This is a genomic window from Capnocytophaga catalasegens (assembly GCF_026005215.1).
In the GTDB taxonomy this organism is placed as follows: Bacteria; Bacteroidota; Bacteroidia; order Flavobacteriales; family Flavobacteriaceae; genus Capnocytophaga; species Capnocytophaga catalasegens.
In genome coordinates, this window is the sequence record NZ_BPMA01000012.1 from 94,379 (window position 1) to 114,063 (window position 19,685).

Below are 19,685 nucleotides of genomic sequence, written 5' to 3' on the forward strand. Positions count from 1 at the left end.
TTACATTATGAAAAATGTACATATTTTCAATAAGAAAAGCTATCCTACTTTGGATAGCTTTTCAGGTTTATTTGTTAGCGTTGTATAATTGAGTAACTTTTTCCCAGTTAATAATCTTGAAAAAGGCTTCAATATAATCTGCACGCCGATTCTGATAATTCAAGTAATAGGCATGCTCCCATACATCTAATACTAAAATAGGAGTTCCTAAACAACCATTAGGCATTAACGGATTGTCTTGATTGGCAGTAACACAAATTTCTAATTTTCCACCTTTATGCACACACAACCAAGCCCAACCAGAGCCAAATTGAGTAGCTGCAGCCTTAGAAAATGCTTCTTTAAAAGCCTCAAAAGAACCAAATTGTTCTTCAATTGCTTTTGCCAATTCCCCTTGTGGTAGTTGTGTTACATTGGGAGATAATATTTCCCAAAAAAGGTTATGATTGTAATATCCTCCACCATTGTTACGAACCGCTTTGTTGTTCAAATCCAAATTTTTCAAAATAAATTCGATTGATTTTCCTTCCAATTCTGTACCTGCAATAGCGTTATTCAAATTGGTCTTATAAGCATTGTGATGCTTTGTGTGATGAATTTCCATAGTTCGCGCATCAATGTATGGTTCAAGTGCATCGTAACTATAATTTAATTTAGGTAATGTAAATGCCATTTTATTTTTATTTTAAAATTAACTTCTTGCAAAGATATAATTTTTTTTTATTTCACAAAAATAATATGTAAAAACCATACAAAAAAATTTCTTTCATAAGAAGAACTCTGATTTTAATTTTATTTGAAATACAAAAAACTTGACCTTTTGAGCCAAGTTTTTCAATTAAAATTTGCACTTTTTTATAAATTTATTATTGTAATGTAACTTTTAGAAAATCAGAAACTTTAAGCATCGGTTGAGTTACTTTTTCAACATTTTTATCCTCTGCTTCGGGAGTACCTCCAAAAAGAGCCTGTTTGTTACCTGCTCCTGTAAACTGATCAATACCTGTCCCACTATCAAGTAACGCAGTTTTATCTGTTAAATCTCCTCTAAAATTAGCTGAAATCTCATCTTCATTCGCACAGAACCAATCATTTGAATATCCAAACATCGAAGCGAAAGCTATTTTATCCCCTTGCCCAATTTTTATTGCATTAGAAGATACTTTTGTTGCAGGAGCAATTGGAGAATTTCCCACAACATAAACCGCTTTTACGCCAGGTATTTTTGCGAGTTCTTTTTGCAATTTATCAGTCATTCCCATTTGAGAAAGTTCTTTAAGTCCATTTCCTTTTTCTTTTTTGCCTAACTGATAAATAGGATTTGTAATTCCCTGATAAACAACAACAACAGCTGGTGAAAATCCCGTAATAATACCTGTTTCCATTTGTACTTTTTTGTACAAAGGTGTTGTATCTCCCATTTCTGATAATTTCGAAATTTCAGGATTCGATTTTTTACCAACCATAAAGAAAGGTGTCTCATCAAGCAATCTCTCACCTAAAACATTGGCTACTGCCCACACACCAGGTGAAAAAGGAGTTTCAAGAGATTTTCCAGAATTATCCTTTTTATCTTTTGAAGTATTGGTAATTGTAAGAGTAAATTTCGATGTTTTTTCGTCAAATTTTAACATTAGTTCCATCAACTCTCCTGCTTTCTTCATTTCTGTAATAGAAGTGATATTATTACTTTCAGCAGCTCCTGTTTCATCATTTTTAGAACCATTATCCCACAATCTTACTTGAGAAGCATCTACTTTCCCAGTGATTGGTTTTCCATTATCGTCAAACAATTTAATTCCAGGCTGTAAAGAGGCAAAAAACCAATCTTTTGAAGCTCCGAACATTGTAGCGAACATAAATTTTTGTCCTTTTCCTGCAAAAAAATCAATTGAAACACTCTGTCCTGGAAGAATTAAATTTTCAATTTTTTTTCCATTATTTTCAATACTTCCTATCCCTTTAAAAACACCGCTTTGAACATACTTTTTAACTTTGGTTACATTTTCAAATATAATAGTTCTATTGCTATCAAGCTCTTGTAGCGAATTTGTTTTTTCTTTGTTACACGAAGCTACAAGTGCAGTTATTGAAATTACAGAAAGAATTACTTTTGATAAGAATAAATTTTTATTTTTCATTTAAATTAAAGTTTCTAATATTTTACATTTTGTTTGAATTTTCCATTTTATCTGTTTTGGAACAAGATTTTTTCGAAGCAGAACATTCTTTTTTCATCGCTCTTTTTTCACAAGACTTTTTGTCTTTCTTATCACACGATTTTTTGGAAGCGGAACATTCTTTTTTCATTGCTTCTTTTTCGCAAGATTTTTTTTCTTGTTTGCTACAACAAGATTTCTTTGATGTAGAACATTCTTTTTTCATCGTAGAACCATCCGCAGAATTCATCATATCTGTGTTTTTTTCCATTGTTGTTTGCTCTTGCATTGTCATTTTTTTGTCTTGAGCGTTGGCTACTGATATTGACATAGCCATAAAACCTAATAAAAATAATACTTTGTTCATTTTGATATATAATTTAAATTAATAATTCCATTATTTTTGCTATTTTCATTTACTCTGTCGATACTTTTCTTCAAAGCTGACAAAATTTTTAAAAAATTAAATTTCATTTTTGAAACATTTGTTTTCTTTGTCGACATTTTTTTTTAAAACTGACAAATTGATATCATTTTTTTATAAAAAATAAAATAACTACTGATCATCAATCATTTAAATTATATTTATAAAAACAAATTCTCATAGTTTTTGTATTCAATACTCAACTTACAAAAAAATGTAAAAGTAAAAAACTATTACCACCCCCAATATTTTAAACAAATTAGAATATTTTTTAAAAAATATTCTATTTATCATTTTTTTTTCTACCTTTGCGCCGTATTAAATAAAAACCTTAAACTATTTTTAGAGATGAAAAAAATTTTTACACTAGCAGCATTGATAGCAACTTATTTTGCTTATGCTCAAACAGAAACTCCTAATCAAACAACTACCCCTACTACATCAGGACAAAAAACTTTTGAAGAGTTGGCCAAAGAACAACAAGACTTAAAACAACAGCAAGAAGCTCTAAAACTCAAAAAAGCACAAAAAGAGTCTCTTAAAATGCAAAAAGCGCAAGAAAAACAACAAAAAGAACAAATGAAGCTCGAAAAAGAAAAGCTAAAAAATGAACAACGAGCTCAAAAACTTGCTGAAAAGAAACAAAAAGAAGAAGCAAAAGCGCAAAAACTCGCTGAAAAAAAGGCAAAAGAAGAACAAAAATTACTTGTTAAAAAAAGTAAGGCAACAGAAAAAGTAGTTAAAGCACAAGCAAAAGTAGATAAAGCGCAGTCCAAATATGACCAAGAAAATCTAAAATTCTCAAAAGCACAAGCCAAAGGAAAATTATCTCCAGAAAAAGAATTGGATTGGAAAGGAAAATTGCTAAAACTTAATTCTAAACTGCTACAAGCACAATCAGAATTGCAAGCTGCAAAATTGCAACAAGAACGTTTGAATAAGTAGTCGTATTTAGTTTTTTATATTTTAAATTTTATGCAAAAGGCTGTCCTTTTAAGGCAGCTTTTTGTATTAAAACACTATAAAATTATGAAAAAAATAGGTTTAACACTTTCAGGAGGTGGAGTACGAAGTCTTGCTCATATTGGATTCATTGAGATTTTACTCGAAAATAATATTATTCCTTCTATCGTAACAGGAACCAGTGGCGGAGCTCTAGTAGGAGCTTTATATGCTTGTGGTTATTCTCCTAAAAAAATGTTAGAATTTTTTCAAAAAACACCTATTTTCAAGTTTTCATTAGTCACAATGAAAAAACCAGGGGTTATTGATAGTAATAAATATATTTCTTTTTTCTCAAAATATTTTCCACAAACTTTTTCGGAACTCAAATACCCTTTGACTATTACAGCAACCGATTTAATTACAGGTAAATTGCACTATTTTGATAGTGGCGAACTTATCCGTCCTTTAATTGCTTCGGCAGCCTTTCCTCCTTATTTTTCTCCGATACATATTGGAGAAGGAATATATACAGACGGAGGGATACTTAATAATTTCCCCATAGAACCAATTGAAAATCAATGCAATATCCTCTTAGGTAGCTTTGTCAGTCCATTGCAAACTATTTCTGCTAAAGATATTAATTCTACATTTAAGCTCTTACAACGTATTTATAATGTAGGTATGGATGCTTCATACTATGATAAATTTCGCCAATGTCATTTTGTTTTTCTTCCTGAAGGAGTAGATAAAACAGGAACTCTTGACAAAAGTATGATTGAAAAAACATATACATTAGGTTATCAATTTGCACAGAAACAACTTCCTATTCTGTTAGAAAAACTAAATAAGCTATAACTTCAAGATACAAAACTCAAAATTTATAGATAGATTATTTTTTACAATATTGTTATTCACAAGTTTTTTAGTACCTTTGTCGCATAAAAAAATCAGTTAATGAGTGATGTTTATATAACCCGAGCGGGCAAATTCTTACCCAATACCCCTATTGATAACGAACAAATGGAGAGTTTTTTAGGCAAGATTGACAAGGCTGCTTCAAAAGCGCGCCGTATTGTATTACGTAACAATAAAATAAAAACAAGATACTACGCCCTTGATAGTCAAGGAATTCCTACACACAGCAATGCTTCTCTTACTTGTCAAGCAATACAAACATTGTTCGATGCTGATTTTTCTGTACAAGACATTGAAGTGCTTTCGTGCGGAACGTCTACTCCAGATTGCTTATTACCTTCACATGCCGCAATGGTACACGGGCTTTTACAAGGAAAAAGTATGGAACTAAATTCTTCTTCGGGAGTATGTAATTCTGGAATCAATGCCTTAAAATACGGTTTTTTGTCCGTAAAATCACAAAATAGTCGCAATGCTGTTTGTACAGGCTCAGAACGTGTTTCAATGTGGCTTCGTTCAGACAAATACGAAAATGAAATACAAGCCTTAAAACAGCTTGAAGAACAACCAATTATTGCTTTTAAGAAGGACTTTCTTCGCTGGATGCTCTCTGATGGAGCAGGGGCTTTTCTGTTAGAAAATAAACCTCGTGGCAAGCGTTCGCTCAAAATAGAATGGATTGATTTCTATTCGTTTGCCCATCAGTTAGAAACCTGTATGTATGCAGGTGGAGACAAATTATCCAACGGAGAAATAAAACCTTGGTGCGATTACTCCACTGAGCAATGGCTTTCAGAGTCCGTTTTTTCTATAAAACAAGATGTTAAATTACTCAATGAAAATATCATACAAAAAGGAGTAGAAAGTTTACATACAACCTTAGAAAAACACCAGCTTTCTCCTGAAAAAATAACCTATTTTGTACCTCATGTATCATCTTATTTTTTTATTGATAAACTCTATGAAGGATTTGTACAACAGGGTATTGATATTGCAAAAGAAAAATGGTTTACCAATCTCCCATTTGTAGGGAATGTAGGTTCGGCTTCAGCATATTTACTTATTGAAGAATTGTTAAATTCAAACCGACTTCGCATTGGAGATACATTACTTCTTTCTGTTCCCGAAAGCGGACGTTTTTCTTATTCATATACTCTTTTAACTGTTGTGTAATGGAGCTACAACTACCAATAACAGACAAATATATCGTTGAGCAGTTTATCCCACAAAGATTTCCGTTTGTGATGGTTGATGCTTTGCTTAATTATACTGAAACAGAGCTTCTATCAGGGCTTACTATTGTTAATGATTTACTTTTTGTCAAAAATAATTTTTTTCAAGAAGCAGGACTTATTGAGCATTTGGCTCAAAGCATTGCTCTACACAAAGGTTATTCGTATTACTTACAAAACCAATCTGCTCCCACAGGGTATATAGGCTCTATCAAGCAAATTACTATTTATCGCTATCCGAAAATAGGCGAACAACTCTTGACCAAAGTTTCTGTTTTACACGAATTTATGGGAGTTACATTGGTTCAATTAGAATCTTCTATACAAAATGAATGTATTGCCTTGGGCGAAATGAAAACCGTACTTGCCAAATGACCCAACAGAGCTTAATTGACATACACCAATATCTGCCCCACTCCTACCCGATGTTAATGGTCGATACTATTGATAAACTAACAGATGTAGATGTAATTACTTCTTTTCTGATAAAAAAAGATACTATTTTTGTTCAAAACAATCTCTTTCAAGAAGTTGGAATTATAGAAAATGTAGCTCAAACCTGTTCAATTATCGTAGGACAATTTTTCTTTCATAATAATCATTTTAACAAAAAAATACTCGGATATATTAGTGGAATAAAAAAAATGAGTATTTTTGCCTTGCCTGAGTCGCTAACGTATATTCGTACACATGCCTCACTTTTGTCAAAATACGAAACTGAACACTATACGTTATGCACAATGTTGTGCGATGTATTTTCTGTTAACACAAAAATAGCACAAGGTGAGATAAATCTAATTATCAAAGAAAATTAGTTTTTATGAAAGAAAATGAAGTACCACAAGAACAAGGTGAACTGGGTGAAATCAAAGAAATATGCTACGCTACGGACAAAGACAATAACTATGTAACCGTGCAAAGTTCAGGTTGGGAAGCAAAAACTATTGCTCTGAAGGCTTCTATTGATTTTGTTAATGAACGTATTGCCCAAGCTAAATCGGAAGTACAAGCGGGCAGTAAAAGTCCTATTGTTTATTATATGGAATGTGCTCGAATGGATTGGGCAATACTTGCTGACTATATGGGAATGTGGAAGTGGCGCGTAAAACGCCATTCATCTATATCGGTTTTTAAACACTTGCCGGAAAAAATTTTGCAGAAATATGCTAAGATTTTCAATATTTCAGTCGAAGAATTAAAAAATCCCCAGTGGGAAGAAAACTAATATTTTTGTACTTGTTATTTTTGTTTTTGAATGGAATTAGAATTTGAACATAAACAATCGGCACATTGCGAAAATGGAGTTGCCTCAAACTTATTGCATTTCTACGGAATGGAAATAAGCGAGCCAATGGTATTTGGTATTGGAGCAGGGCTTTTTTTCTTTTATTTCCCGTTACTTAAAGTCAATCAAGCTCCTGCGATTAGTTTTCGCACTATGCCAGGCTATATTTTTAGCAAAGCAGCCAAAAGATTAGGTTTTAAAGTGAAAAGACAAAAATTTTCTTCACCTGAAAAAGCACAAAAGGTCTTAGATGAAAATCTAAGTAAAGGCAACCCTGTAGGATTACAAGTTGGGGTATATGACCTAACGTATTTCCCCGATGCGTACCGCTTTCACTTCAACGCACACAACTTATGTGTTTATGGCAAAAAAAATGATATTTATCTTATAAGTGACCCTGTAATGCCTTCTGTTACAACACTTTCACAGGAAGAATTAGAACGTGTACGCTTTGCCAAAGGGACGCTTGCCCCAAAAGGACATTTGTATTATCCAATTCATATTCCTTCTCAAATTCAATGGGAGAAGGCTATTAAATCAGCAATTAAAGAGGTGTGTCAAGCAATGCTTTCTCCAGTTCCTATAATAGGTGTGAAAGCCATCAAAAAAGTAAGTAGAGATATACCGAAGTGGGCAACGAAAAAAGGAACTAAAATGACCAATTATTACTTAGCACAACTTATACGTATGCAAGAAGAAATAGGCACAGGTGGTGGTGGATTTCGATTCATTTACGCAGCCTTTTTGCAAGAAGCCTCTGAAATTCTGCAAAATAAAAGACTTCGAGAACTCTCACACGAATTAACTAATATTGGTGATTTATGGAGAGAATTTGCCGTGAATATAGCTCGTGTATATAAAAATCGAAGCAATACTCCCGATATTTATAATGTACTTTCAAAAGAATTAGCTGTAATTGCACAAAAAGAAGAATTATTTTTTAGAAAATTGAAAAAATCGGTGTGAAATGAATTTAATATGATAGTAGAAGTACATAATTTGTATAAAAAATATAAAGAAGCGACTCATTTTGCTTTAAATAATATCAATTTCTCTGTCCAAAAAGGTGAAATTTATGGAATACTAGGTACCAATGGAGCGGGAAAAACTACATTGATGTCTATACTTTTCGGTGGATTACTTCCCACAACGGGAAATTTTTCTATTGCAGGGTTGTCATACGCTCATAAAGCCCGAAATATTCGCTTTCTTATCGGAATTGTTCCACAAGAATATGCCTTATATCCAACACTTACAGCACGTGAAAATTTGAATTATTTTGGAAGTCTTTATGGACTTAAAAAGAGTTTTTTACAAAAACGAATTGACGAAATTCTTGACCGCGTAGGACTTTTGTCTGTTGCCAACACCAAAATACAACATTTTTCGGGAGGAATGAAACGCCGAGCCAACTTGGCAGCTGGTATTTTGCACACTCCTGAGCTTCTTTTTCTGGACGAACCCACCGTCGGGGTCGATGTTTCTTCCAAAAATATTATTATTCAGTATTTGAAAGAACTCAACGAGCAAGGAATGTCTATCATATATACATCGCATCACTTACTTGAAGCACAAGATTTTTGCCATCGAGTGGCTATCCTCAACAAAGGAAGCATTTTGACAGAAGATACACCTGAAAAACTGATTGCTTCTGTGCAAAATGCTCAACAATTAGAAGATGTTTTCATTCGCTTAACCTCAGAATCAGAATAATTATGTACAAATTATATCGTTCCGTAATTAAAGAAATGCTACTTATTGTACGAGATATAGGTGGATTGGTTATTCTTTTTCTGATGCCTTTGGTTCTTGTTGTGGTCATTACACTTGTTCAAGATGGAGCATACAGGAATATTACTGAGCAGAAAACAGCCCTTGTAGTGGTGGATAATGACAAGGGAGAAATAGCTCAAATGATTCAGAAACAAATGACAGAGAATCATTTTTTTGAGATAATTACCACGCAAAATGGGCAAGCTATTGATGAGCCAACGGCACGAAATCTGGTACTAAAAGGAGATTATCTGTTGGCTATTGTTATTCCACAAGGACTTTCGACTGATTTGCAAGAAAAAGTACAACACAATGTTGAAATGATTGTCAATTCTTTTGCTGGTAATGATTCTATCTCCAAGCATTCTGAAAAAATTGTTTCCAAAGAAATTAACTTGTATTTTGACCCTACGATACAAATTTCTTTTAAGGAAAATATAAAAACATCAATTGATAAAATGATTTATCAGATTGAGAACCAATTTATTTACAGAACCTTTGAGCAATATCTCTTGCCAGAGCAAAAAGTTGAGCTACAAAACAATTCTATTATTTCATTCCAAGAAATAAATCCAAAAGACATTGATTCACAAATAGTTCCCAATTCTGTACAACATAACATACCTGCATGGGCTCTTTTTGCCATTTTCTTTATTGTCATTCCTCTTTCTGGAAATATCGTCCGTGAGAAAACACAAGGTACAGGTTTACGCCTATTCACAGCTCCTGTTTCGTACGGATTTATACTGAGTGCTAAAATACTTACATATTTGATTATCAGCACTATACAATTTGGATTGATGCTACTTATAGGTTTATATTTTTTTCCATTGATAGATTTGCCCGCCTTGGAAGTTACAGGCAAACTTACAGCGCTTTTGCTTGTGGCATTGAGTTCTGCCTTGTCGGCTATTGGTTTGGGAATTTTACTCGGAACACTCTGTAATACACAAGAACAATCTGCTCCGCTGGGGGCAACACTTGCGGTAATTTTGGCAGCTATTGGCGGGGTATGGATTCCTGTCTTTGCAATGCCAAGCACGATGCAAGTTATAGCCAAAATTTCGCCGATGAACTGGGCTTTGCAGGCTTTTTATGATATTCTGTTGCGTAATAGTTCGCTGTGGGATTTATTGCCTAAAATCGGGTTATTACTTGTTTTTTCAACAATTTGTCTTTTTATTTCTGTACTTTATGAAAAAAATAAAAAATATCTCTAATTCTTTGTATAGTATTACGCAAGTTCGTGTTCGATTCAGTGAAACAGACCCTTTGGGAATTGTCTGGCACGGAAATTATATCAAGTATTTTGAAGACGGACGTGAAGATTTTGGTAGAAAACACGGAATTTCGTATTTGGATATTCAACAAAATGGATATGCTACTCCGATTGTAAAATCAGTTTGCGAATATAAAAAATCTGTCCGTTATGGTGAACTAATTTCTATCAAAACTTTTTGGATACCTTCGGTGGCTGCCAAACTAATTTTTCAGTATCAAATATACAATGAGCAAGACGAATTAGTTTGCACAGGCGAGACCATTCAAGTATTTACGCAACTTTCAACAGGAGAGCTTTCGTTATACGCTCCTGAATTTTATGAAAACTGGAAGAAATCGGTTTTAAAATGATTTTTTAAGGCAACTCAATAGGTTGATATGGAGATATATCCAATATATATTTTATCCAATTTGTAAAGGCATATTTGTCGTATAGAATCTGAGGTAAATCAATGTATGGTAATTCCAAAAATGATGAAATACGCTCGTAATCAGCATCTTTTTCCAAAACGAGAATGTTATTTTCGTTGTAAAAATCATAATTTCGGATGTGTAGATTATTGGTAATTAGTTTCTTTTTGTATTTCATAGCTTCAAATACTCGAAATGATAACCCGTTGTGAACCGTGTTTAGTATATCAACCAAAACTGCTGATTCACATACTTTTTGGTGGTTTTCGTCTAATGAAATTCTTTTGTTAGTTACATTGATAGGTGAGTTTTTATATTTTTTTAAAAGATTTTTATTAAGTGTAAATAACGATATATCAGCTATGTAATTTGTTTTTTCAATTTGTAAAATTAGTTTTTCAATAGGTTTTATTCGGTTTCTTTTCCAAACTCCAACAAAGAAAATGTTTTTGTTTTCTATTATTTCTAATTGTTCTGGAATATCGAAATAAAAATTAGTTATAGGCAAAAATCCTTCTTTGACATCGTTTTCGTCAAATACAAAAAATCTGTCAAAATATTTTACAATCTTTTTTACTTCTGGAAAAACATTTATTCCGTCCCATTGATAAGCAATCATTGTTTTGGAACAGGTTTTTAATTTTCGCAAAAAATGTTCAGGGTAGATGTCCGGACGAATTATAAAAACATAATCTGCCTTCTCTTTCAGAGAATCTATTTTTTCATTCATTTGTTGCTCAACCAAAGCAAAACGAACTTTTTTCTTGTAAGAAGTGTCTTTCAAAATTATTTTTCTAAAAGTATTTATCAGTCTATCTTTTAGCGATTTATATTTATATCTCAATGAAATGGATACATCAACAACCTCAAATCCTAAAAATTTTAGATTATCAACCATCTTTTGATTAAAAAAGTCAATCGGAGCTCCGAAAATTATGGTTTTATTTGTCATATTTCTTGATTTATTGTTGGAGTTATACTATTTTTTCTTTTTCAGGGAAAGCGAAAAGAATTGTTATAAACCACACACTCATATAAGAGCCCATATACAGAAATGTATCTGTATTTATAAACATTAAAGCGAGAAGTAATGTGTATAAAATATAATTGTTTTTAGTAACAATACTTTGATAAAAGGTAGCAATAATCCAACCTAAAAGTAGCAGAAGTCCGATAATTCCTAAATCGATAAAAATACAGAGTAAATCATTATGCAAATGTATAAAACCTAAGGTTTCAGCAATACCTCTTTGTGTTGTTGTTCCTGCTCCGAAAAATAAGTTTGGCATCTGAAATTCTTTCGCTGCATTAAAAAAACTCATCCGTATAGGGTCAGAAAAAAATTTTGTTTGTGTAACCAATACCCCAACTCCTGCAATTAACAATACAACTAACATAGAAACTATTGTGGTTTTAGTTTTCATTGTCCATTTTTTTGTGAAATACAACCAACCTAACAAAGAAATAGTGAGAAAATAACCAATTATTGTAATACGTGCTTGTACCATAAAAGCAAAACAAAAAAGTAAAATAGCGTACCATATTAATTCAAAGGTTGTTATTTTAGCTTCTTTTTGTTCTTTCCAAACAAAAAAACTCAAACCGCCAATGAGTAACATTGTCCAGGAAATGTAGCTCGGATGCTGATAAGGTCCCCATTCCAAAACAGAATAATAATTCATATATCCTTTATTGAAAGTTAAAAAACTAAAAAAAGGTAATTCAATAGAAGAAGTGTAAAGTATGTAAATGGTAACATTCAATATCAAAAGGCTCAAAAAACCTTTGAAACAAATGGTTATGAATACCATTGTTTCTGATTTTTCCATTCTGTAAAACAAACTTAGTACTACAACACATAGCAAGAATAAAATTTCTCCATCATTAAAAGCGACAAAAGAAATTGGTGTATATGTATTCCAAAAGACACCTATTATTTTAAAAAGAGCAAAAATCCCTAATAGTATAATAGATAGTGTGGGTTTGATAAATTGTCGTTTCCAAAGAGCATATACACTGCATAAAACCAATAAAATAATAATAGCTTTATATGCTTTTGATAATTTATAAGTAAATAAAAAAACAGCACAACAACTGACCACTACAATCAGTGTACGTAGCCATAGTTTTTTATCTCTTGGGATTTTATAATTTTTAAAATTTAAAAATACCCAAACCAATGTAGATATTACGCATAGCCCTAAACCTATTTTCAAAAATAGTTTTTTAAAAATTTCGTTTTGCCAAGCATCTGGATAAAAAAATGAAATAATAAAAGCTATCGCGACGAACCCAATATTGTTAAGTATTAACCAATTTTTTTTGTATAATTCCATCTTATTGTTTATTTTGAATAATTTTTTTCCAAATAGCAACTGTTTCTCTTTCTTCTTTTTCAAAAGAATAATTTGATAGAACAAATTCAGAGGCTTGTTTTCCTTTTTGCAAGATATTTTCCGAATTTTGTTCATACAAAGCTATTATTTCTTCCACTTTTTGAGCATATTGAATAATATTTCCATCTTCTATTGGTGATGAAAAATCTGAATTGAAATATTCAACCCCAGCTTTTCCTTGATAACCAATTACATAACAACCACAAGCCATTGCCTCTACTGGCGGAAGCCCAAAACCTTCTTTATGGTTAAAACAGAGAGAAATAGCACTTTTTTGCATTATATGAGCAACTTCAGCCTCTGTTTTGTTATCAATGGGTACTAATTTCCAACCATTTAAATTATTCCGAAGTTTCAAAATATTGATTACTTGATTCACTTCTTCGCTCAATTTTCTTGGCATAAAGCAAATTTGTTTCTCTTTTTTCTGCTCGAGATAAAATACTTTATGATTTATTCCTAAATGAAGTCTAAAAATCTTCGCATTCGAAAAAGTGTATTCTAAATATTGTCTTGAATTTTCAGAAACTACGATACTCGCTAATGTCTTAGGATGTGTGTAAGGGTTTGTAGTCAAATTCTCTTCAATATGGTATCCATTGAAAGTATAGAAACAATTTTGATTGAAAATAACTTTTTTTATATCAGGTTCTATTTTATGGATACAATTTCCATATATTTCAGGAAATACTAAAATTGCATCTTTTTCTATTTTTTTACTTTTTTTCTTTAAAAAGAATAATTTTAGTTTTTCAATGAATCCTATTTTTCTTTTATAGAGCATATACTTCAATTTCTTGAATAAAAAAGGACTGTATTTAATAGGAATTCCTGTGGTATCAAACCATCTTTCTTTTTTGCCTATTTTTTCGTGTAAAACACACGCGTTAAAACCATTTTTTGTTAGAATTTCTACTTGGCGATAAATTTGTTTTACTCCCCCTGTAGCTTGTTTATTATTTGGACAAACGAAATAAATTTTAGTATTCATAATCAGAAAATATTTTTTGAACCCAATTTTTTATATGATATTTTTCTTTTATTTTGGTATCAATTTCTTGATAATCCGTTTTGAAAAAAGTTTCAGGAATCGAAAATTCCGATGGATTTTCAATCAAGAAAATATTATTTTCATTGTAAAAATCATAATTTACAATATCCGTATTAGTGGTAATTAATTTTTTATTCATTCCCATTGCTTCAAAAGGGCGAAATGATAAACCTCTCTGGTGTGGATGTGCAATGTCTAAAATGACTTTGCTATCTAAATAATATCGATATGACTCACCAAAAGGAATAATTTTATCAATAATTTCTATGTTTTTGGGTAATGATTCTTTTATAGGATGTGATGGGTATGTAAAAATTTTAGCTTTTGCTTTTATACCATTCTCTTGAAAATAGTTAAAAATAGAAATAGTTTCTTCTATTCGATTGTCATAAGTAGCTAAATAGCTAACATCAAACGCATTATCATTATTTTTTTCTTCTATAAAATAGAAATTAGTAATTTCTTTTAGGTTATATTTTAGACAATCATCTTTATCAAAACTATAACATATATTAAACTGATTTATAGCATTTTCCTGTGTGGGAATTTTAGCTATACTATCCCAAAAAATGGTTACAGAAAATTTACTTTTATCCAAAGCAATCGTTAGATTTTCTTCGCTAAGAACATACGCTCCTGTAACTATTAAAAAATCGTAATCAGTTCTCAGAAGTCTATTTTTAATATCTTGCCCTTGTCGTAGTACTTTCAAGTTTTTTCCAAAAAAATTTTTAAGAAAAAAGTTATGTATCCGTTCTATGAAATTTTTATAATAATATTTTCCAGCAGATTTGATATGTAATACTTCATAATTACTATATTTTTTTAATCCATTGAAAACAACATCGTTAAATCCGTAGTAATCAGGAGCTATGAATAGTAGTTTTTTCTTCATCGTTCTATTTTAAATTAAACACTTTTTCAACCCATTTTTCCAATGTATATTTCTCGTAAACTTCTTGTGGAAGCGATTGATAAGGCATCTGAAAAAAATCTTTTGTTAAATTGCTAAAATCATCATTTAAAACCAAGATGTTGTTCGGATTATAAAAATCGTAATTTTTGATTTTTTCATTATCTGTAATGATTTTTTTTTCCAAAGCCATCGCTTCAAACACTCTGAAACTCAGTCCATATTGGTCTTTTCGCATCAAATCCAAAATTGCTTTTGTATTTCTGTAAATTTCAGGAAGTTCCTTGTGTTGTATTCTTTTTCTTCGGAAAGAAATTTCACTTTTGCAAAAGCAATTTTTAAGTTGATTTTTCCAAACTTTTTTTCCAATCACAAAAATATCAAAACTCAACCGAAAAGCCTTAAATTTTTCTATCAAAGCCCCTAATTGAAATATTCTTTTTTTATCGCAAGAAGTGATATACAGCACATCTTTCTTTGGATTTTGTTCCTTTTGCGACAAAAAAGGAAGATAGTTGTAGTTTGTTAAGCGTTCAAAGCCGTATTTTTCTATGTCTTTGTCATCAAAAGAATATATTTTATCAAAAAAATGCAATTTATCTTGCACAGGAAACCTTTCCAAATTGTCATACAAAAAAGTAATGAGTTTGTTCGTATTTTCTTTGATAAACTGCAGTGTTTCAGTATCAAAAACATTAGGATTGAGTACCAAAATTTGGTCTTGATGTCCTAATTCTTTAAGTCGGTCAATGACAAATTGTTGGCGTTTTTGGTGTTTCAAATTTTTTCTGAAAAATATTTTTGAAAATGCGTTTTTTAGTCTTGCTCCAAAATGAGCGTGCCTAACTGCTCCTATTTTAATATGCTGAGCCTCAATGTTTTTTTTCTTAAGAAATTCCACTATATGAGCATCATAATCCCAAAAATCAAAACTTATCAAACAAATTTTCATAACTTATTGTTTATTGTTTCTCTGATATTCATATACTTTTGCTAAACAAGAAAATTTGTATTGTGATTTCAGAGCTGCAAAGATAAAAAAAATCTTTCTTTATAAAATAAAACTCCGAAATTGTACTTATAATAGAATTTAAGTAGGCTTGGTTCCAGTTCAAGAAAAACTTCTTGTATTTTCTTTATTAAATTTCGTTCGAATATTCCTCCAAAATTTGGTTTGGTTGGTATTTCATTCATAATTTCAAGGTTCAGATAGGTTTGCAAAATAAAGAATTTATATGTTTTTTTACATTATAAACAGGAACGATGACCGAAATTAGGCTATTCATATATAGCAAATTTTTCGGTAAAATTATCAATTTGAGCCAATCCGTTGGTACATTCTATAAATTTTTCAGATTTTAATTTTTGGGCGATTTCCAAATGTTCTTGGGGTGGTTTTCGCTCATATTCATTATGCTCCAAATGATATTGTACGGCTCCGAACCTCAAGGTTCTTCGCACATTTCCTAAATGGGCAAGGCGTTGAGCAAACTCCCAGTCTTCAATTCCCCAACTTATAATTTCATTATTAAATCCGTTGATTTTTATAGCATCTTCACGCCAAAACGCCGTATTCCCACCCATTACTCCATCTCCTGTTGGTTTGTTTTTTCTTCCGAAGAAGTGCATTAAAAATTTTACTCGAAAAGCATTTTCCAGCATTCGTGTTTTTGGGGTAAAAATATTTACTTCTATTGTTTTCTGTTGTAAAAGTCGATCGGTTTCTCCTTGTGAAAGCCATACGCGTTTCCCCCTTACAAAGCCCCCTTTTTGAGCGAAATCTATATGGTCTTTGATGAATTCTTTATGAAGAATAATATCACCATCAATCTGAATTATATAATCTCCTTGTGCCACTTTTAATGCACGATTTAAAATAATAGTTTTTCTAAATCCGTTATCTTCGTGCCAAATATGCTTTAACGGAACGGAAAATTTTGAGCGAAAAGCGTCAATAAAATCTTTCGTATCAGAACGAGAGCCATCATCAGCAATGAGAATTTCATCGGGCATTTTTTTTTGCCTCAAAACACTTAAAAGACAGAGTTCCAGTGCATCAATTTTATTATAAGTGGAAATTAGTAGGGTTGTTTTCATTTATTATTTCTCTGATATTCATATACTTTTGCTAAACAAGAAAATTTGTATTGTGATTTCAGAGCTGCAAAGATAAAACCGCGTTTTCCGTCCAAAAATCCTTTCTTGATAAAATAAAACTTTACAAACCAAAACAAAGGAGAACTTAGAAGCAAAAACCACGTTATTTTTTTATGTTTTTTTCGTTCAACTTCGGCGGTACTATATGTATTATTTTTTTGTAAAATGGTTGTTATAGAATCGTTAGCCAAATGCTCCGAAGCTAAATTCATTTGCCCTTTGGGTATTCGAATTACTTTTCCTTGCACCTTCACAGTTGAATGAACTTCGGGAGGCCAAAAAGCTCCTTCTTTACGGAAAAAACGTAATTTATAATCAGGATAAGCGGCTCGAATCCATTTATCTATAAAATAATTTTTAAACGGAATATACACGCCACTTATTTCTTTATTGTCAGTTATTTTATATAAAAATTCTTTTAAATCGTTTGGAACAGTTTCATCAGCATCAATTACAAAAACCCAGCCATTAGAAGCCTGATGAATAGCAAAATTACGAGCAGGCTCGGCATATCCTGTATTTTCGTGATAAAGAATTTTACAATTATATTTCTTTGCAATTTCGATAGTTCTGTCAGTACTGTACATATCGCAAATAACAATCTCATCAAAATCTTTGACAGATTCTAACACTGTTTCAAGGTGTTTTTCTGCGTTATATGTATTGATAACTACTGATATTTTTTCCATACCTTAAAATTTCCTCTACTGCTTTATCCCTTGCAAATTAACCCAATTGTGATATTGTTTGCTATATTGGGTATGTTGCTCTAATGTTCTGGAGAATTTGTGATACCCTATATTCTCTGTATCAGCAACAAAATAATAATATTCATGAATTTCTGGATTTAAAACAGCTTCAATCGACGTAATATCAGGCATCGTAATAGGCCCTGGTGGTAGCCCCGAATATTTGTAAGTATTATATAAAGAATTGACAGTTAGCGTTTTATGCAACACTCTACGAATAATCGTATCATACTTTCCTGTTTGTTCTTTTACTCCAAAAATAACTGTTGGGTCAGCTTGTAAAAGCATATTTTTTTTCAATCGATTCAGATATACTCCAGCTACTCGTGGACGTTCTTCTTCTTTGGCTGTTTCTTTTTGAACAATCGAAGCTAAAGTGATTACTTGTGCAGGTGTAAGTCCTTGTTTTTGAGCTTTTTGTAGTCTATCCTGATTCCAAAATTTTTGAGATTCTTTGAGCATTCTATTGCGAAATTGCTCTGCCGAAGTATTCCAGTAAAACTCATAAGTATTTGGCAAATAAATACTTAAAGCGTTAGGTAATGTTATTTCGTTTTGATAAAGAAAAGCTTTATCTATAAAAGCATTCAGTAAAGAAATACTATCTGCTTCTATCTGTTGTGAGATACGTCCTGCTAAGTTTTCTAGGCGTTCTTGATTATTAAAAGCTACTTTAACAGGAGTATTTCCTGAGCGTAATGTATTGACAATTTCGTTATTATTCATCCCTTTGATTAAGAAATAACGCCCAGCTTTTACATGAGTGCTATATCCTTTTTGTCGTGCAACTTCTGCAAAAGTTTTTTCATTTTTTAAAAAAGGGTTCAATTGTTGCAAAAGTTCTGAAAAAGAAGTGTTTGTCCGAATGAAAATTTCTTCACGTTCTGTAGAAAAATTAGTATTAGACACCAAAAGTACATTATACACTTTATAAGAAAAAACACCCAAAACAACTGCTACAACAAGTATAACAACAACCAAAATTTTTTTCATATTGAAAATTTATTATATTTTTTTGCAAATTATATAGAAAAAGTATTATTCACAAATCATTAACAACCATTTTTTGTAAAAAAATACTATTTCCACAGATTCTGAGCCATTGTGCCTCCCCATATTTTGGTTGCCAGATACGGATTATCTATAAACGGATTTCTATTGCCTTGTGCTTTTTCTATTTCATTATTTCGCTGATTTTCAAACGCAGAAACAGGGTCTTCCACATTCCATTGCAAAAAAAGATTTACCCCTTGAGTTGTTGTACTTACTTTATGAAAAGCTTCATTATAACGCAAATTCATATACAAAATAATACGTGCTACATCGCCTTTCCAATCATCACCAGGATACCAAAAATTACCAACTACTCCTTTCTCTCCATTACCTGAGGTAAAAGCTCTATTTCCTCTTGTAGAATTATCTTTGCTAACACAATATCGTAAATGATGTAGGTCAGCTATACTTATTGTTTTTGTTTTTGCTTCAAGAAATGATTTCGGATACACATGTTCTGTATCATAAATATTACTCCCAATAGTTACCTCTTGTCCTGAATAAATAAGCAATACTTTGTTTTTGTTAGACAAACTCGCATCGGCTTTTCGTAAGTACGGATGCCTTTGCTCATAACCCAAAATATTGGTATGTTTAGCAATGGTAAGTTGTGCCAAGTCATTATACAATTCTTGACCATTTTTACTAAAATCTACACTTTGATAATAATACAGCAACCCCGAAGGAATACTCACATCAGAAGTGGTTTGTGGCGGATTAACAGGCGGTGTTTCTGGCGGAGTTATAGGAGTTTCTGGCTCTGGCAAAATTCCATTATTGCTCTGCCCATTTAAGTTATCTTTACTACAAGATAAAAAAACAATCACAAGGATTGCCAATATAAATCGTTTCATTGCATTACTTTTTTGCAAAGTTAATTATTTTTGTCGAAAAATAGCCTTTATTTGTAAATAATATTTTTATTTTTGAGCAATTTATAA

23 protein-coding genes are annotated in these 19,685 nt (G+C 31.6%); 11 read left to right on the forward strand and 12 right to left on the reverse strand.

Annotated features, from left to right (window positions below):
- Positions 1-67: 67 nt before the first annotated feature.
- The 3 genes from OO775_RS02810 to OO775_RS02820 form a co-directional block, all read right to left on the reverse strand.
- Entirely contained in the window at positions 68-673 is a 606-nt protein-coding gene (locus OO775_RS02810; protein WP_264845491.1) for a superoxide dismutase, read from the reverse strand.
- A gap of 193 nt (positions 674-866) precedes the next feature.
- Positions 867-2,141: a spondin domain-containing protein gene (locus tag OO775_RS02815; protein ID WP_264845492.1), complete on the reverse strand. Its 1,275-nt coding sequence runs from the start codon at positions 2,139-2,141 to the stop codon at positions 867-869.
- Between the two features lie 22 nt (positions 2,142-2,163).
- Positions 2,164-2,526, reverse strand: coding sequence for a hypothetical protein (locus OO775_RS02820; RefSeq protein ID WP_264845493.1), 363 nt, complete (start codon positions 2,524-2,526; stop codon positions 2,164-2,166).
- Positions 2,527-2,931: 405 nt separating this feature from the next.
- On the opposite strand from OO775_RS02820, the gene OO775_RS02825 reads away from it, so the two are divergent.
- The 10 genes from OO775_RS02825 to OO775_RS02870 all read left to right on the forward strand — a co-directional run bounded on the left by OO775_RS02825 (position 2,932) and on the right by OO775_RS02870 (position 10,365).
- The gene (locus OO775_RS02825; protein ID WP_264845494.1) at positions 2,932-3,528 is read left to right on the forward strand and encodes a hypothetical protein; all 597 of its coding nucleotides are present in this window, start codon (positions 2,932-2,934) and stop codon (positions 3,526-3,528) included.
- An 84-nt stretch (positions 3,529-3,612) separates the two neighbouring features.
- Entirely contained in the window at positions 3,613-4,383 is a 771-nt protein-coding gene (locus OO775_RS02830) for a patatin-like phospholipase family protein (RefSeq protein ID WP_264845495.1), read from the forward strand.
- A gap of 99 nt (positions 4,384-4,482) precedes the next feature.
- The gene (gene darB, locus OO775_RS02835) at positions 4,483-5,616 is read left to right on the forward strand and encodes a dialkylresorcinol biosynthesis protein DarB (protein ID WP_264845496.1); all 1,134 of its coding nucleotides are present in this window, start codon (positions 4,483-4,485) and stop codon (positions 5,614-5,616) included.
- Positions 5,616-6,050, forward strand: a complete 435-nt coding sequence (locus OO775_RS02840; RefSeq protein ID WP_264845497.1) for a hotdog family protein — start codon at positions 5,616-5,618, stop codon at positions 6,048-6,050. The genes darB and OO775_RS02840 overlap by 1 nt, the downstream gene beginning before the upstream one ends.
- Positions 6,047-6,490 carry a hotdog family protein gene (locus OO775_RS02845; protein ID WP_264845498.1) on the forward strand — a complete coding sequence of 148 codons (444 nt, stop codon included), beginning with the start codon at positions 6,047-6,049 and terminating at the stop codon, positions 6,488-6,490. Before OO775_RS02840 ends, OO775_RS02845 begins: the two co-directional genes overlap by 4 nt.
- 5 nt (positions 6,491-6,495) lie before the next feature.
- Entirely contained in the window at positions 6,496-6,900 is a 405-nt protein-coding gene (gene DarG, locus OO775_RS02850; RefSeq protein WP_264845499.1) for a flexirubin biosynthesis protein DarG, read from the forward strand.
- A gap of 30 nt (positions 6,901-6,930) precedes the next feature.
- A complete protein-coding gene (darH, locus tag OO775_RS02855) occupies positions 6,931-7,926 on the forward strand; it encodes a BtrH-related acyltransferase DarH (protein WP_264845500.1) in 996 nt (331 codons plus the stop codon).
- A 12-nt stretch (positions 7,927-7,938) separates the two neighbouring features.
- A complete protein-coding gene (locus OO775_RS02860) occupies positions 7,939-8,673 on the forward strand; it encodes an ABC transporter ATP-binding protein (protein ID WP_264845501.1) in 735 nt (244 codons plus the stop codon).
- Between the two features lie 2 nt (positions 8,674-8,675).
- A complete protein-coding gene (locus OO775_RS02865; RefSeq protein WP_264845502.1) occupies positions 8,676-9,953 on the forward strand; it encodes an ABC transporter permease in 1,278 nt (425 codons plus the stop codon).
- Positions 9,928-10,365: an acyl-CoA thioesterase gene (locus tag OO775_RS02870; protein WP_264845503.1), complete on the forward strand. Its 438-nt coding sequence runs from the start codon at positions 9,928-9,930 to the stop codon at positions 10,363-10,365. The genes OO775_RS02865 and OO775_RS02870 overlap by 26 nt, the downstream gene beginning before the upstream one ends.
- A gap of 4 nt (positions 10,366-10,369) precedes the next feature.
- Here OO775_RS02870 and OO775_RS02875 read toward each other — a convergent pair whose 3' ends face one another.
- The 8 genes from OO775_RS02875 to mltG all read right to left on the reverse strand — a co-directional run bounded on the left by OO775_RS02875 (position 10,370) and on the right by mltG (position 18,675).
- Positions 10,370-11,377, reverse strand: coding sequence for a WaaS/CpsH family glycosyltransferase (locus tag OO775_RS02875; protein WP_264845504.1), 1,008 nt, complete (start codon positions 11,375-11,377; stop codon positions 10,370-10,372).
- Between the two features lie 22 nt (positions 11,378-11,399).
- Positions 11,400-12,761 (reverse strand): O-antigen ligase family protein, encoded by a 1,362-nt coding sequence (locus OO775_RS02880; RefSeq protein ID WP_264845505.1) that lies wholly within the window; start codon positions 12,759-12,761, stop codon positions 11,400-11,402.
- A 1-nt stretch (position 12,762) separates the two neighbouring features.
- Positions 12,763-13,812, reverse strand: a complete 1,050-nt coding sequence (locus tag OO775_RS02885) for a glycosyltransferase (protein WP_264845506.1) — start codon at positions 13,810-13,812, stop codon at positions 12,763-12,765.
- The gene (locus tag OO775_RS02890) at positions 13,802-14,767 is read right to left on the reverse strand and encodes a WaaS/CpsH family glycosyltransferase (protein ID WP_264845507.1); all 966 of its coding nucleotides are present in this window, start codon (positions 14,765-14,767) and stop codon (positions 13,802-13,804) included. The genes OO775_RS02885 and OO775_RS02890 overlap by 11 nt, the downstream gene beginning before the upstream one ends.
- A gap of 4 nt (positions 14,768-14,771) precedes the next feature.
- Positions 14,772-15,737 (reverse strand): WaaS/CpsH family glycosyltransferase, encoded by a 966-nt coding sequence (locus tag OO775_RS02895; protein ID WP_264845508.1) that lies wholly within the window; start codon positions 15,735-15,737, stop codon positions 14,772-14,774.
- Positions 15,738-16,063: 326 nt separating this feature from the next.
- Positions 16,064-16,882, reverse strand: a complete 819-nt coding sequence (locus OO775_RS02900; RefSeq protein ID WP_264845509.1) for a glycosyltransferase family 2 protein — start codon at positions 16,880-16,882, stop codon at positions 16,064-16,066.
- A complete protein-coding gene (locus tag OO775_RS02905; RefSeq protein WP_264845510.1) occupies positions 16,879-17,631 on the reverse strand; it encodes a glycosyltransferase family 2 protein in 753 nt (250 codons plus the stop codon). The genes OO775_RS02900 and OO775_RS02905 overlap by 4 nt, the downstream gene beginning before the upstream one ends.
- A 15-nt stretch (positions 17,632-17,646) precedes the next feature.
- Positions 17,647-18,675, reverse strand: a complete 1,029-nt coding sequence (gene mltG / locus OO775_RS02910) for an endolytic transglycosylase MltG (RefSeq protein ID WP_507762576.1) — start codon at positions 18,673-18,675, stop codon at positions 17,647-17,649.
- On the opposite strand from mltG, the gene OO775_RS14200 reads away from it, so the two are divergent.
- On the forward strand, positions 18,622-18,747 hold the full coding sequence (locus OO775_RS14200; protein ID WP_507762577.1) for a hypothetical protein: 126 nt from the start codon (positions 18,622-18,624) through the stop codon (positions 18,745-18,747). The genes mltG and OO775_RS14200 overlap by 54 nt on opposite strands.
- A gap of 23 nt (positions 18,748-18,770) precedes the next feature.
- On the opposite strand, the gene OO775_RS02915 is transcribed toward OO775_RS14200, so the two are convergent.
- Positions 18,771-19,598 carry an endonuclease I family protein gene (locus OO775_RS02915; RefSeq protein ID WP_264845512.1) on the reverse strand — a complete coding sequence of 276 codons (828 nt, stop codon included), beginning with the start codon at positions 19,596-19,598 and terminating at the stop codon, positions 18,771-18,773.
- Positions 19,599-19,685: the final 87 nt, after the last annotated feature.